We start from the raw sequence: 13,828 nt of genomic DNA, 5'->3' as shown, positions 1-13,828 counted from the left end.
GGGGGGTGACGGTGCTGGGGCCTGGTCGGGCGGGGGCTGCCGGTCGGGCGGGGGGTGTTGTGGGTCGTGTGGGGGCTGTGGGTCGGGCGGTAGCTGTGGGGCGGGCTGGTCGGTCACTGTTCGACCGTATCCCGGGCGTTCTCCCTCACCTGCTCCCCTTCTCTCCCCGGGTCCCGTTGCCTCCCGCGGCTCTTGCGGCCTCCTCTTCTCTGATCGCGTCTCTGTAGGTGCGGGCCGCCGCGCGTAGTGCCGCCTCGGGGTCCACGCCCTGTGCCTCGGCGCGGGTGGCCAGGACCAGCAGGTCGTAGCCGATGCCCTCGGTGGGGGGCAGGGGGACGTCCAGGCCCGCCGTCCGGGCGCGGGAGGCCAGCTTCGCGACGAGCGCGAGGCCGGGCTGGTGGAGGGGGATGCCCTCCGTTATCGACGTCCGCCGCTTCTCCTGGGCCTTGGTGCGCAGCCAGTGCTCCTTGACCTCCTCCGGGGTCGTCGCGGTCTCGTCCCCGAAGACATGGGGGTGGCGGTGGATGAGCTTGGCGACGATGCCGGCCGCCACGTCGTCGATGGAGAACGCCGCGCCGTCGTCCTCACCGTCGGTCCGCGCTCTCGCGCCCTCCTCCGCGATCCGGGCGTGGAAGACGACCTGGAGGAGTACGTCGCCCAGTTCCTCTCTCAGCTCGTCCCGGTCGCCGTCCTCGATGGCCTCCACCAGTTCGTACGCCTCCTCGACGGCGTACTTGGCCAAGCCCTCGTGGGTCTGCTGGGAGGACCAGGGGCATGCGCGGCGGATCCGGTCCATGACCTGCACGAGGTCGAGAAGGCGGGCGCCCGGGAGGTCGTAGGAGGCGGGCAGCAGTTCCAGGTCGGGCATCCTGATCCGTCCGGAGCCGGCGAGGCGGGCCAGTCCGTCCGTCAGCGCGGGTTCGCCCTCGCCCGTGGCGACGACGACCACGGTCCGGCCCCCGGCGCACGCGTCGACCAGTTCCTCGGCCGCCGGGGCCGCCTCGGCGACCGCTATCCCCGCCTCCCGGAGATAGGGCAGCTGCGGGTGCGCCCCGTCCGCGCACAGCACCGAGTCCGCGGCGTGCAGCGCCTGCCAGGCGGGCCAGGACAGCAGGCCGGGGGCCACCCGGTGGCTGGTGGTGAGCAGGACGATACGGCCGGGGTCGGGGGTGCCTTCGGGGCTGGTTGCGTTCACGATCCGAACGTAACGCACCCCGCCGACAGCCCTCGGAAAGTTATCCACACGGCAGCAGACTCATCGGATTATCTGCCCGTCAATGTGGTGGGGTCATGGGGTGGTGGGGTGGGGTGGTGGTGCGGGTCAGGGGTGGTGCGGAGGTGGGCGGTGGTGCGGAGGTGGGTGGTGGTGCGGAGGTGCGGGGGCTACGCCGGGGTCTCCTGCTGGGCGGCCGTGACCTCCCGCACCCACGGGGTGTCGGCGTCCACCCGGCCGACCTTCTCGGCGTCCCACTTGCCGTACCGCGGGTTCAGATCGATACCGAGTTCCTTGGAAGCGCCGGCCAGAGTCTGCCAGAACGCCGGCTGGCTGGTGTCGGTGCCGAGCTTGGCGGCCAGCTTCTGGGCCTCCAGCTGGACGCGCAGGTTCTCGTCCAGGCGCTCCGGCGCCACCCCGTACTGCTGGAGCCAGGCCGACTCCAGCGCCTGCGCGCCGCCCGCCTGGTCCTCCAGCTCGCCGCGCAGCCCCTGGATCTCCCGGCGGGTCACGGTCACGCCCGCGTCCTCGGCGGCACGATTCAGCACCTTGTCCAGGACCATGCCGTGCAGGGTGTCGCGGGTCAGGCTGCCGGTCTTGGCGATGGCCTGCGCGTACTGCGCCTCGTCACTCACCGCCGCCCGCTGCGCCTCGCGCACCTCGTCGACCCGGTTCTCCAATTGCGACACGGTGATCCGCTGATCGCCCACGACGGCCGCCGCACCCGGGTGCGCGTCGTTCCCGCACGCGGTGAGGAGCGGGGCGGCGGCTGCGATCACGGCGGACAGGACGAGCGCGGTGCGACGGCGGCGGTGCAAGGAAACCTCCCGAGGAGCTTGTGCGGCAGTGCACAAAGTCTTGCGGTGATCGATGTTAGGCAGCCGACAAGCTCTGGCCAACCCATTCGACCAACGATTCACCAGGACTTCGGGCACCACCGTGCTCGCGCCGAACACAACCGGCCACGGCGAAGGGGCCCCGAGAGCCCCGGAGAGGCCCCAAAAGGCCCGAGAGCTGGCGGAGAGGCCACGAAGGGCGGCGGGGCGGCGAGGGGCGGCGGGGATCCGCGTGGGCACCGCTCCGGACGGGGCCCGTCCGGGCGCGGGCACGGCCCTGGTGACCGGCGTGCCGCGTCAGCCCCGTACCTGCCCCAGCCACTGCAACGTCCGCCGCACCTCAAGCGCCAGCGGATGCGCGGGACCGCTGAGGCGCTCCACGTCGATCAGGAGGCGCATCAGGGTCTCGTGGGCGGCGCCCCGGTCCCCGACGGAGAGCAGGAGATGGCCGATACGCCGCCGCACCTCGTGGGCCATCTCCGGGTCGCCGGAGACGTACTGGTTCTCGTAGTACGGCAGCAGCGCGCGGTACGCCGTCAGCGCGGACGCCGGTTCACCGAGCTGTTCCAGACACTGCGCGGCGTCGTAGCGGAACCGGAGGGCCTGCGGGTCGGCCTGGCCCGCCTCGGAGGCCCGCTCGTCGGCGAGGCGGCGCAGCTCGGGCAGCGCGCGTCGGTACTGGCCGTCGTCCATGAGCGTGGCGGCGTACTGCTTGCGCAGGGTGCGGACGACCGGCGAGTGCTCGCCGTGCTGCTCGGCCGCGGCGGGCAGGATCGCGCCCAGGATGTCCACGGCCTGGGTGATACGCCCCTCCCCAAGGAGCCGCTTGACCTCGTCCACCGCGCGGACCACGTCCGGCTTCTCGTCGGTCGGCGCGGCGACGGGCGCGGGCTGGGGCGCGGGAGTGCGCGCCCGGTCGGGCCAGGGGGCGTGCGGGCGCAGGAAGGGGCGCGTGGGGTCGAGGGGCGCCCCCGTCGGCGTACCGCGTGCGGGAAGCAGCTGTGCCAGATCCTCGTAGACCTCCTGCGCGGAGCCCGGCCGGTGCTGCGGGTCCTTGGCGAGCAGCCGCAGGACGAGGGCTTCGAGCGCCTCGGGGACCTCCGGGCGGATACGGCGGACGGGGACCGGCGGCTCGTACAGATGCCGGTGCAGCACGCCGAGCGCCGTGGAGCCCGCGAAGGGCACGTCGCCGCTGAGCAGTTCGTGGACCAGCACGCCGAGCGCGTACAGGTCGGTGTACGGGCCGACCGCGCCGCCCATGGCCTGCTCGGGCGCCATGTAGGCGGGCGAGCCGATGGGCGAGCCGGTGTGGGTCAGACGGGTCGTGTCGGTGTCCATGACGGACGCCACGCCGAGATCCAGGACGGTGACCGTGCCGTCCTGCTTCACCATCACGTTGCGCGGCTTGAGGTCGCGGTGGACGATCGGCACGGCGTGCACGGCGCTCAGCACGGCGCACAACTGCGCGGCCACCGCCACCGCCCACTGCCACGGGTACGGGTCGTGCTCGGCGAGGTGGTCGGAGAGGTCGGCGCCGTCGACGTACTGCATGACGAGGAAGAGTTCCTCGCCCTCGCTGCCCGCGTCGTGCACGGTGACCAGGCCGGGGTGGTCGACCTGCGCGGTCACCCGGCACTCGCGCACGAAGCGGCGCCGCAGTTCGTCGGCCTCCTGGCCGGCCACCTTGTCGGGGCGCAGCAGCTTCACCGCGACCCGCCGGTCCAGGCGGCGGTCGTAGGCCGTCCAGACCTGGCCCATGCCGCCCTGCCCTATGAGCGTGGCCAGTTCGTACCGGCCGGAGACGACCCGTCCTGCCGCCACGGTCACCTTCCGCCCTCGTGCCGGTCGCCCTGGCCGGCGCCCTGGCGCCCGCCTGCGGGCCCGCCCGCGTTCCCATCCGCGTTCCCGTCCGGCTGCCCGTCTCGGTTGCGCAGGTAGTCACTCAGCTCGTCCAGTTCGGCGCGGACCTGGTCTATGCGCGCGGGACGCTGCGGCGGCGGGGTGGCGGACGCGGGCGGCGGGGCGTGGTGTGCGCCGGGAGCCACGGGGGTGGCCGGGGGCGGGGTGTGGTGTGCGGGCGGAGGCGGGGGCGGGGTGGGCGCGGGGCGCTGGACGGGCGGCATCTGCGAGACGGTGGTCGCCGTGTACGGCGGGTGCGGCTGCGGGTGTGGCTGCGGCTGCGGGTAGCCGTACGTGGTGCCCGGTACGGGGGTGTGCGCGGACGCGTGCGCGTGTGCGTGCGCGTAGGCGGCTTGCGGGGGTCGGTAGAAGTGGCGGATGTCGGCCGCGAGGTAGTACGCGACTCCGGCCACCAGCGTGCCCAGCAGCAGGGCGAGGCCGGTCCAGCCGCCCGGGGTGTGGATCTCGTCACCGGGCTCGCTGCCGAGCAGCACCATGGCGAGGACGTCAGCGGCCGACACGGCGACGAACAGTCCCCAGTCCAGGCCCTTCCGCGTGACGAGCGCCAGGCGCAGCATCATCGCCCAGCTCAGAAATCCGAGGCTGCAGACCGCGATCACGACGAACAGCACACGCAGGAAGACCAGCACCCCCGTCGAGGGTTGCTGCTTCACCGGCTGCGGGTAGCCGTGGCCATGCATGGCTGCTCCTGGGACCTGGAACGGGCGCGCGCGTCCGGCCTCGTGCGATACCGGTCGTGCGATGGTCGCTTCGAGCGTATCCGCCGACACGGACAACCGGTCCCGGGTTAAACCGAACCGTTGCCGAGCTGATCACTCCACGCGTCTTCCGCGGGCTGCGGGGCCCGTGTCTCACGCGGATCGGCCGGAACGCCGCCTTGACCTGGGCAGGGGGCGGGCTCCATCGGCCTGTGCGCGCGTGCGGCTTCGGGCGGCGGAGTCGGGCTGGGGTGAGTGGAGTTGGGCCGGTGCGTTGGTGGGTCGGGCGTCGGGCTGGCAGGTCGGTGGGTCGGGCGGCGGGCCGGTGGGGCGGCGGGTCGGGCGGCGGGCCGGTGGGTCGGGCGGCGGGCCGGTGGCGCGAAGCTCAGTCGGGTGCCACCGTGCCGTCGGTGAGGCCGTCGTACATCCCGCGTACGAGCTGGTCCCCGAGCCGGCTCGTGCGCCGGAGCGACCGCTCGAACTCGTCCAGGGCGCGGAAACGTGCGCCGTAGCGCCGCTGTTCGTCCAGCGCGAGCCGGGGCAGTTGCAGCCGGCGCACGTCGAGGCGGGTCGCGGTGGAGGCGTAGCTGCTGGCCTGGCGGTTGTTGGCGGTGCCCCGCAGGAAACCGGCGAGGAACCACGCGTCGAGCGACGCCGGATCGGGGCGCAGCAGGGCGAGGTTGCGTCCCAGGGCTGCGCCCGCCGTCGCCTCGTCGATCACGCGCGCCATCGCGCCCCCGCCGAGCACCGGTACGACGACGTCCCCGGGCTCGGTGAGCACCGTCTCCTCGTCACCCTCGGGCAGGGTGCCGGAGGGGGCGGCTCCGGACAGGACGTCGTGGTCGGTCAGCACCGGCACGCGCGCGTGGGTGTCGTTTTCGGGCGCTACGCGCGCGTGGGCGGTGTTTCCGCTGGAACGCATCACGAGGGCGCCGCCGCGGGCGAGTTCGCCGATGGTGGTCAGCGGCCAGCGCGCGGACTGCGCGGCGGTGACCGCGGGGGGCGTGAGGTCGCCGGTCAGTCGGAGGGTCTCGCCGAGGCGCTCACGGACCGCGGTGAGCGCCTCCGCGCCGTCGGCGGCGGCCGGGGGCGGGAGGTGCCGGGCCGGGGCGAGGTCCACGTCGTCGTCCAGGAGGTCGATGACCGGCACCGAACGGGCCAGCCCGGGCCGCTCCCGGAGCGTGCCCGCGCGATCGAACTCGCTCCACGCCTCCACCACCGCGTCCCTGACGGCCCGCCAGTCGGGGCCGCCGCGCCCCTCCCCGGCGAACTGCCCCACGTCGGTCAGCAGCACCTCGGGGGCGGCGGGCACGTTGCCCGGCCGGCGCAGGATCCACAGGTGCAGGGGGAGGCTGTGCGGCGGCGCCGCGCCGACGGGCAGGGCGATCACGGCGCGCAGCGCGCCCCGTCGCAGCAGGTCGGCCCGGATGCGCCGCCCGGAACGCCGGGACGCGGCGGCGGGCGGCATCAGCAGGACGGCGGTGCCGCCCTCCTTGAGCCGGGCCAGCGCGTGTTGCACCCAGGCCAGCTCGGACTCGGTGCGCGCCGGGAACCCGTACTCCCAGCGCGGGTCGTACGCCAGCTCGTCATGACCCCAGTTGCGCTCGTTGAACGGGGGATGGCACAGCACTGCGTCGGCGCGCAGATCGGGGTGCGCGTCGGCACGCAGGGTGTCCCCTACGCAGGCGCGGACGGCGGCACGGGAGTGCAGTGCGAGCCGGAGCGCGGTGACGGCGGCGAGTTCGGGAGCGCCGTCCTGGACGTACAGCTCCTGGTCGGAGCGGGCCCGGACGGCGCGCGGCAGGGCGCCGGTGCCGCAGGCGGGGTCGAGCACGGTGCGGGCGGGACCGGCGAGGTGCGCCATCAGGTCGGCCAGGTCGGGCGGGGTGAGCGTGTACTGGCGGGGGTTGGCGTCGAGATGCCGGCCCAGCAGGAACTCGAAGGTCTGCCGCGCGCCCATCTCCGCGGCGAGTTCGGCGGTGCCGCGGAGGAGGGGGGCGGAGGGGAGGAGTTCGGGGCCGGTGGGGGTGTGGAGGGCGGGGGTGGCTCGGGGGGTTGGGGGGGCTGTGGCTGCGGTGGCGGGGGTTGCAGGGGTGGTTGAGGGGGCTGGGCCGGTCCCGGGGGTGTGAACTCCGGGGGCGGGGTTCTGGCTGTGAACTTCGGGGGCGCGGCCCTGCGTGTGGACCGAGGCTGCGCTGTCCGGCGTGTGAACCCTGGCAGCGGCGTTCTGGGTGTGAACTGTCGAGCGGCCATCCGGGCTGTGAACCGTGTCGGCGCCGTCGGCGCCGTGAACCGCTGTGGGGTTGCCCGGGCTGTGAACCGTGGCAGCGCTGCCCGCGCTGTGAACACCTCCAGGGCTGTTCACAGGGGTGGGTGGGTTCACGGCGGTGGGTCCGTTGACACCTGGCGAGGAGTTCACGGCGGCCGAGCTGTTCACGGCCGCCCCCCGCCCCGAGCCGCTCACACGGTGAACGCCGCGCCCCGGGGCCCCGCCGCGCCGCCATCCGGCGGTTCCGAAGCGGTCGACGATCACCCGTTCCAGCGACTCCGGCAACTTGGCCGCGAGCCGTTCGTCGGGCCCGGCGGCGATGTCCAGCCACACCGTCGGCCGGTCGTGGATCAGCAGCAGTACGCATCCGGCGTGGACCAGCGCGGTGGCCGGCCCCTCGGGGTGTCCGGCGAGTTGCTGCCAGACGCGTTCGCGCAGCGGGACCTCGGCGAGTTTGCCCTGGTGGCGCAGCCAGGTCTCGACCTCGGCCAGGGCGAAGGAGGGGCTGGTCTCGGTGCCGCCGACGGGTTTGGGGAAGTCCGCGTGGCGACGGCGCCAGTTGCTGACGGCGGCGCGGCCGACGCCGGCGAGCCGTGCGATTCCGGCGGCGGTCACCTCTGTCGCGTTGTCCTGCACTCGCCCCGCTCCCCTCGTGCCATGTGTGACCCCGAGCATACCGACGTACACGCGATCGATCTATTCACGCACATGAAGTCGCGCCATGAGTTCACAGTCGTGTACTCATGCTTTTTTGTGAACCGTGTTGACTCGGTTCACAGTCGATGTTCTTATTGACCCAGCGAACGAGCGGCTGCCCGTCGGAGGCGCAGTCACCGCTATGGGGAGGGAACCACCATGGGCATGAAGGGCAAGATCGTGCTGGGGGCCGTCGTGGGCGTCGTCGTCATCGGCGTGGTCTCGGTGAGCGCCGGAGGCGACGGGGACTCCGGCAAGGGCACGGACTCCTCCGCCTCCTCCGAGCGCGGGTCCGGCGACAAGGGGAAGGCCAAGGACGAGAAGAAGGACGAGGAGGAGAAGGAAGCAGCGTTCGGTGGGGACGGGGACTACCAGGTCGGCTCCGACATCCAGGCCGGGACCTATCGGACCAGCGGCAACAGCGACGCCATGTGCTACTGGGAGCGCGCCAAGGACGCCAAGGGGGAGATGGAGTCCATCCTGGCCAACGACAATGTGACCGGGACCAGTTACGTCACCGTCAAGCCCTCCGACAAGCTCTTCACGTCGAACGGCTGCTCCGACTGGGAGACCGTCGACCCGAAGGCCAAGGGTGGTTCGCCGGCGACCGAGATGTCGGGTGACGGCGGCATGTTCAAGGTCGGCGTCGACATCGCCCCCGGCACCTACAAGTCGACCGGCAACAAGGACGACATGTGCTACTGGGAGCGCAGCAAGGACGCCGAGCACTCACTGGAGTCGATCCTCGCGAACAACAACGTGAGCGGTTCCGCGGTCGTGACCATCAGCGCCTCGGACGGCTACTTCAAGACCTCCGGCTGCGAGGACTGGAAGAAGTCCAGCTGACCCCCGGGCCGCCGTGCGGGGCGCCCGCACACGCCCCGCGCCCCCTCCGCGCCACCCAGGCGCCCGCGCCCCCGCACCGACTCACCCCCGCCCGCACCTGCATCGGCAGCGCGGCAAGGACGGGCCGGCGCCACAGGCCCCGCGACTCTCCGCTCGTCAGTCCGCTGTGAAGCGGGAACGGGCCGACGTTGGATTGCCGCCCGTCGGCAGACGCTGGTCGGGGCCGTCGGTGAGCACCCGGGTCATCGCCTCCCGCTCGGCGGCCGTGACCCACAGGCCGTACGCCCGCTTCACCGACCAGATCCGCGCCTGCGCAAAGTCGGCCGAGATGCGGCGGAAACTCGACGCGCTGCTCCCTCACTCCGGATCAGATCGCCGCCCTGGAGAGCCAACTGCGTGAGGCGGAGGACGACCTCACCGCCGCACGAGCCAGTCTGCGCCGTGCCATGCGCTGCGTTCCGTCCCCGTAGGTCGCGTTCTCCTGCCGTGAGAGGCCCCGTCAGAATGGGGGCTCGTTGAAAGGCAAGCCGGTCCAGACAGGTGAGACCGGCTCGGAATCGCGCTGCTGAAGGAGTACGACGGCGTCGATGACGCGCCCCAGTTCGATGAGGCAGCCGGCAAGGTCGTTGGTGTTCGCGGGGGCGGCGTGCTGTTCGAGAACGGCAACAGCCTCCTCGATGCGTCCGGCGCCGGCGAGCAGCTCAGTCTGTTCCTTCGGCGATGTCGACCAGAGCGGCGGCGAGAAGCGGGTCCTCGATTCCGGCGCGCAGCCGAGTGACCGCCTCGTCCGTATGTCCGTGCCGGGCCACCAGGCGCGCGAAGAACTCCAGCGGAAGCAAGCACCTCCAACGCCTGACCTTGCCGATCCTGGTCACCGATCAGCCGCGCCCATGCCTGCGCGCAGAACCATTCCCCACAACGGGCCTGGACCTCCACCTCGTCATGGTGGCCGAGCTCAAGAAGCCGGGAGACCAGGAGAGGGGGAATGCAGCCGGACAATGTCCGGGCCTGGCGGTCGAGATCGGCGGCGTCCATGACGTCGCACCTTAGCCACCACGTCCGACAGGGATCCCGCAGCCCCGGGGCCGGGACAGTCGTCGGGATGCTGTCAGCCCTGACACTGCTTCGACATCGTCGCCCTGTCCGCCGCCGTCACCGCGAGGTCGTACTTGAGTGCCACCTGCGCGAACCGCACTGCGTACGAGCAGCGGATCTCCTTGTTCGGCGGCAACCAGGACGCCGGACCGGAATCGCGCTTGGCGGAGTTCGTGGAGCCCGAGACCGGCAGAAGATTCAGCACGTCGTTGGCCAGTTGCTGCCGCTTCTCCTTGTTCCAGCGGGCGGCACCCATCTGCCAGGCGTACGACAACGGCACCACGTGGTCGATCTGTACCTCGGTGGCCTTGGCCTTCTTCCAGGCGATGTCCTTGCCGGTGTATGGGTCGTACAGGTCCATCGACGCGACCACGCAGTCGGAACCCCTACGGAACTGGACGTCCCGTCCATGGAGTTGCAGCAAGTCGTTCCGCGTGTCACAACCGTTGCGCGCCAGCGGCACCCCATCCGCCGTGTCCATCCACGCATAGCCGAACTTGTCCCGTTCGTAGCCCGTCTTCGGCCCCCGTCCCTTGACGATGAGTTCGTCGACGAGCTTGCGCGCGTTGGCCTTGTCCGCCTCCGACGTGAGCGCCCTGAGCCCCGGCTTCGTTCCGTCCGCATTCGTCAGCGGGCTCGCCGCCCGTCCGGCAGCGGCATCCGGTCCGGACCCTGCGGAGCTTCCGCCCGGCTCCAGGCCGTCACATCCCGCGACGAGCGCGGCGGCAACGGCGACCGTGATTCCGCCCCTCAGCCGCCTCACGGTGTGTCCTCCCCCTGCCCGCGCGTTCCACCCCGGGCGGGCGGTCGCTGTCTGGCGCACACGGTAGCCGGACGGTGAGCGGCCGGGCCATGCTGCCGAGAGGTTCAGACCACGGCAGGGCCAATCGAGCGAATTGCGCAAGTGGGGCGTATCGTCGTCTTTGAGTCACCTCCGGGAAGGAGCTCTGGATGGGCATCTTCGACAGGTTCAAGAGCCACGGGCAGGACAAGACCAAGAGCATGTCCGACGCGGCGGAGAAGAAGGTCAACGAGAAGACGGGCAACAAGTACGAGAGCCAGGTCGACGACGCGCAGCAGAAGGCTGAGGGCGCGCTCGGCGTGGACCGCGAAAGGCCCGAACAGCCGTAGGCCGGAGACACCTCGGAGGACATCACCAGGCCCGTCGTGCGCCGGAAGTCCGGTGTGGCGGCGGTGGCCGTCGGATCACCTTGAACCACCTCGAACCACCTCGAACCACCTCGAACAGAAGCCGTCCGTGGCACCTCACCTCCCGCGGGCGGCTTCTCCTCTGGTCGGCCGTCGGCGGCGACCGCGTGCTGCGGGCGCCGCGATCCGCCATCAGCCATGAGCAGTCGTGAGTCGCTATCAGTCGTGACCAGCTGCGATCCGCCGTGATCAGCTGCGGGCCGGCGCGCTGGTCAGCTATGGGGGCCCTGTCTGCCCAGGGTCTTCACCGGTGTCGCGCCCGGGCGGGTCCACTGGGGTACGGGTCTGCTGGTCGGGCCCCAGGTGGCGGTTCCTTCGGCGTCCGAGCGCCAGGACCAGCACGGAGGGTTTCCTTCGGGCCAGCCCTCCGGGTTGTCCTGCCATGCCTCGCGGCGGCCGTAGGGCGTCATGTCGAGCAGGCTGAGCGATCCGTTGAGCGGTTCGTTGCCGCGGCCCGTCGTGGAGTAGGTGAGGAAGACGCGGTCGCCGTCGCGCAGGAAGCAGGTGAGGTACCCCATCTCGCCGCCGACCGGCGGGGGCACGTCGCGGACCGAGTACCAGGGCTGGGTGTAGCCCATGAACGCGACGAAGGAGGCCACTTCCTCCCACCGGCCCGTGGTCAGGATGGCGAACGAGACACCGGCGGCGTTGAGGTAGACGGCGTCCTTCAGGTACCAGGCCGCAGTGGTGCAGCCCTCGCACTGCCCCTGATGGGGTGCGCCGTCGTACCACATGTGTTTGTAGACGATGAGTTCGTCACGGCCCTGGAAGAGGTCCAGGAACGGGACCGGGCCGTCGGGTCCGACGACCTCGACCGTTCCGTCGAACTCCACCATCGGCAGCCGGCGGCGGGCCGCGGCCAGGGCGTCGCCCGCGCGGGTGTGGGCCTTCTCCCGGACCAGAAGCTCGTCACGGGCCGCCTGCCAGGTGGCCAGGTCGACGACGGGTGGGCGACCGGGCAGCTCGGTGGTCGGATCGTCCGGCATGTTCGTCATGGTGTCCTCCGTGGTGTCTCGTACCGTCATCAGAGGAGACTCGGGAACCTGCCGCAACTCATCGCGGCGGGGTCGGGAGCGTCCTCAGACGCGGCCTATGCCCAGAGTGTTCTCCGACGGCAGCAGGCCCGAGGCCAGGACGGCGACCCAGTAGTCACCGAGGAGTTCCGACAGGCGGTCGGCGGATTTCCGGCCCAGGGCGTTCCAGGGGGCGGCTGCCAGGCGGTCGGTCAGATGCTCGACGCGGTGGCGCAGGTCGCGGCCCGCGTCCGTCGCCGTACCGTCCTCGTTCAGAAGGCCGCGGGCCAGCAGTCGCTCGTGGGCCGCTGTCCAGGCGCGGGGGCTCCAGCCTCGGCTCGCGAAGCGCTCGGTCGAGGCGGCGCCGATCGCGGCGAAGGACACCAGGGACTCCGTGGGGTCCAGTTCGGCCACGAGCAGGGCGGCGAGATGGCCGTCGCCCCGGTGTTCGCGCAGGATGGTGGCCGCGTGCCACAGCTGGAGGTGCGGGGGTTCGGGCCAGTCCAGTGCGGCGTTGGCGGCGGCGAGCGGGCGGCCCGCGTCTTCCACCGCCTCGGCCGCGGTCCGGGCGAGGGCGGCGGCCTCCGCCAGCTCCGGGCGGTCCATCAGCTCACCGAAGAGCGAGCGGTACGCCCGGTCGATGCCTCGCAGCCTCGCCTCCAGGACCTCCCCGGGGCTCGCGACCGCCCATGCGCCGTCCATGTGCTCGGCGACCATGCCCGGGTCGTAGCTGTAGAAGGCGGAGGTGACGGCTTCGGCGCCGACCGGGCCCAGGGGGGCGGCGCGCAGCGGGAAGTAGCTCGACCAGCGCTCCTCCTTGTCGTAGCCGAGCGCGTTGGCCTCCTCGAAGACCTCCGGCGCGTAGTAGAGCACCGCGTGCAGTGGCTCCAGCAGGTGCCAGAGCCGGCGGACGCCGGCCGGTTCGATCCCGGGCTCGACACCGACGCGGCTCCGGTCCTCGCCGCCCTCGCCCCCGGCCACGCTCTCATCGACGTCATGCGGCATGACGACACACCTCCTTGGTTCCTTTTGGTTCGGTCGGGACTCCTCAGCGGGAATCTTGACACTGGTAAGTTTGCGCGCCGCAGTGAAACTTGTCAATGACAAAATTCTGCGTACCCTGGTGCCATGCCGCCCTCGCAGACAGATCCCGCACCCGAGAAGGACCGCCCCTACCACCACGGCGATCTACGGCGGGCCATCCTCGCCGCCGCGCTCGACGTCATCGCCGCCTCCGGGCCCTCCGCGCTGAGCCTGCGGGACCTCTCCCGCCGGGCCGGCGTCTCGCACGCGGCCCCCGCGTACCACTTCAAGGACCGCACCGGACTGCTCACCGCGATCGCGGCCGAGGGGTACGGGCTGCTCGCCGAGGCGCTGCGGGAGGCGGGGGACCTGAAGGAGGCGGGAGTGCGTTACGTACGGTTCGCCCGCACCCACCCGGCGCACTTCCAGGTGATGTTCACGCCGGAGCTGCTGCGCGCCGACGACCTCGAACTCAACGCCGCGCGCACCCTGAGCGGAGCCGCCCTGCGGGACGCCGTATCCACGGTGCAGGACGCCGTATCCACGGCGCGGGACGCCGCGTCCACGGCGCGGGACGCGGCCCCCGCAGGGCTGGACACGGCTCCCACAGGGCCTGACACCGCATCCACAGGGCTGGACACAGCCCCCGCAGCGACTCACACCGCATCCGCAAGGGAGGCCCCGGACACCGCAGACGACTCTCGGCTCGCCGAGGTCGCGGCATGGTCCCTGGCCCACGGGTTCGCCACCCTGCTCCTCGGCCACAACCTCGACGAACCCCTCGGCGGCCAGGACCCCGAGGAGGCGTTCCGGTCCCTGGCGGGGATGATGTTCCGCCAAGCCTGACGACCCGCGGCCGGACCGGACACCGCCCGCGGCAGGGGCCCAGCAGTCCCGAAGCCTCCCCCTGCTCCCCTGCTCCCCTACGCCCCTGCTCCCCTGCTCCCCTACGCCCCGAGCCTCCCCGCACTCCCCACACCAAGCCCGCGGCCCCGGCCCCGCCCCGACAC

General features: G+C 72.0%; 13 protein-coding genes. 3 read left to right on the top strand and 10 right to left on the bottom strand.

From position 1 onward, the window contains the following. Positions 1-145: 145 nt before the first annotated feature. From ACIQNG_RS16405 to ACIQNG_RS16385, 5 genes are all read right to left on the bottom strand, one after another. Positions 146-1,195, bottom strand: coding sequence for a nucleoside triphosphate pyrophosphohydrolase (locus tag ACIQNG_RS16405; RefSeq protein ID WP_401485553.1), 1,050 nt, complete (start codon positions 1,193-1,195; stop codon positions 146-148). Positions 1,196-1,383: 188 nt separating this feature from the next. Continuing rightward, positions 1,384-2,031, bottom strand: coding sequence for a SurA N-terminal domain-containing protein (locus tag ACIQNG_RS16400; protein ID WP_401485551.1), 648 nt, complete (start codon positions 2,029-2,031; stop codon positions 1,384-1,386). A gap of 315 nt (positions 2,032-2,346) precedes the next feature. After that, the gene (locus ACIQNG_RS16395) at positions 2,347-3,834 is read right to left on the bottom strand and encodes a protein kinase (protein ID WP_401434674.1); all 1,488 of its coding nucleotides are present in this window, start codon (positions 3,832-3,834) and stop codon (positions 2,347-2,349) included. A 38-nt stretch (positions 3,835-3,872) separates the two neighbouring features. Beyond that, on the bottom strand, positions 3,873-4,649 hold the full coding sequence (locus ACIQNG_RS16390; protein ID WP_401485550.1) for a hypothetical protein: 777 nt from the start codon (positions 4,647-4,649) through the stop codon (positions 3,873-3,875). Between the two features lie 403 nt (positions 4,650-5,052). Beyond that, entirely contained in the window at positions 5,053-7,611 is a 2,559-nt protein-coding gene (locus tag ACIQNG_RS16385; RefSeq protein WP_401485714.1) for an N-6 DNA methylase, read from the bottom strand. Between the two features lie 180 nt (positions 7,612-7,791). On the opposite strand from ACIQNG_RS16385, the gene ACIQNG_RS16380 reads away from it, so the two are divergent. Next, positions 7,792-8,478 (top strand): hypothetical protein, encoded by a 687-nt coding sequence (locus ACIQNG_RS16380; protein ID WP_401485548.1) that lies wholly within the window; start codon positions 7,792-7,794, stop codon positions 8,476-8,478. Positions 8,479-8,634: 156 nt separating this feature from the next. Here the strand turns inward: ACIQNG_RS16380 and ACIQNG_RS16375 are convergent, their stop codons facing one another. The 3 genes from ACIQNG_RS16375 to ACIQNG_RS16365 all read right to left on the bottom strand — a co-directional run bounded on the left by ACIQNG_RS16375 (position 8,635) and on the right by ACIQNG_RS16365 (position 10,336). Next, positions 8,635-8,772: a hypothetical protein gene (locus ACIQNG_RS16375; RefSeq protein ID WP_401485546.1), complete on the bottom strand. Its 138-nt coding sequence runs from the start codon at positions 8,770-8,772 to the stop codon at positions 8,635-8,637. Between the two features lie 407 nt (positions 8,773-9,179). Then, positions 9,180-9,317 (bottom strand): hypothetical protein, encoded by a 138-nt coding sequence (locus tag ACIQNG_RS16370; RefSeq protein ID WP_401485544.1) that lies wholly within the window; start codon positions 9,315-9,317, stop codon positions 9,180-9,182. A 269-nt stretch (positions 9,318-9,586) separates the two neighbouring features. Beyond that, positions 9,587-10,336: an HNH endonuclease family protein gene (locus tag ACIQNG_RS16365; protein ID WP_401485542.1), complete on the bottom strand. Its 750-nt coding sequence runs from the start codon at positions 10,334-10,336 to the stop codon at positions 9,587-9,589. A 188-nt stretch (positions 10,337-10,524) separates the two neighbouring features. On the opposite strand from ACIQNG_RS16365, the gene ACIQNG_RS16360 reads away from it, so the two are divergent. Continuing rightward, a complete protein-coding gene (locus tag ACIQNG_RS16360) occupies positions 10,525-10,704 on the top strand; it encodes an antitoxin (RefSeq protein ID WP_401434282.1) in 180 nt (59 codons plus the stop codon). 290 nt (positions 10,705-10,994) lie between these two features. Here the strand turns inward: ACIQNG_RS16360 and ACIQNG_RS16355 are convergent, their stop codons facing one another. Both ACIQNG_RS16355 and ACIQNG_RS16350 read right to left on the bottom strand, forming a co-directional pair. Then, complete coding sequence (locus ACIQNG_RS16355; protein WP_401485712.1) at positions 10,995-11,777, bottom strand: DUF899 domain-containing protein; 783 nt, start codon at positions 11,775-11,777, stop codon at positions 10,995-10,997. A gap of 84 nt (positions 11,778-11,861) precedes the next feature. Further along, a complete protein-coding gene (locus tag ACIQNG_RS16350) occupies positions 11,862-12,800 on the bottom strand; it encodes a hypothetical protein (protein ID WP_401485539.1) in 939 nt (312 codons plus the stop codon). Between the two features lie 123 nt (positions 12,801-12,923). Here ACIQNG_RS16350 and ACIQNG_RS16345 point away from each other — a divergent pair, with 123 nt between their 5' ends. Continuing rightward, positions 12,924-13,664, top strand: coding sequence for a TetR/AcrR family transcriptional regulator (locus tag ACIQNG_RS16345; protein ID WP_401485537.1), 741 nt, complete (start codon positions 12,924-12,926; stop codon positions 13,662-13,664). The last annotated feature ends 164 nt before the right edge of the window (positions 13,665-13,828 follow it).

Origin of the sequence: Streptomyces sp. NPDC091377 (assembly GCF_044757045.1) — a bacterium.
Lineage (GTDB): Bacteria > Actinomycetota > Actinomycetes > Streptomycetales > Streptomycetaceae > Streptomyces.
The sequence above is the reverse complement of the archived record's forward strand: the minus strand, read 5'-3'. Positions and strand labels throughout refer to the sequence as shown.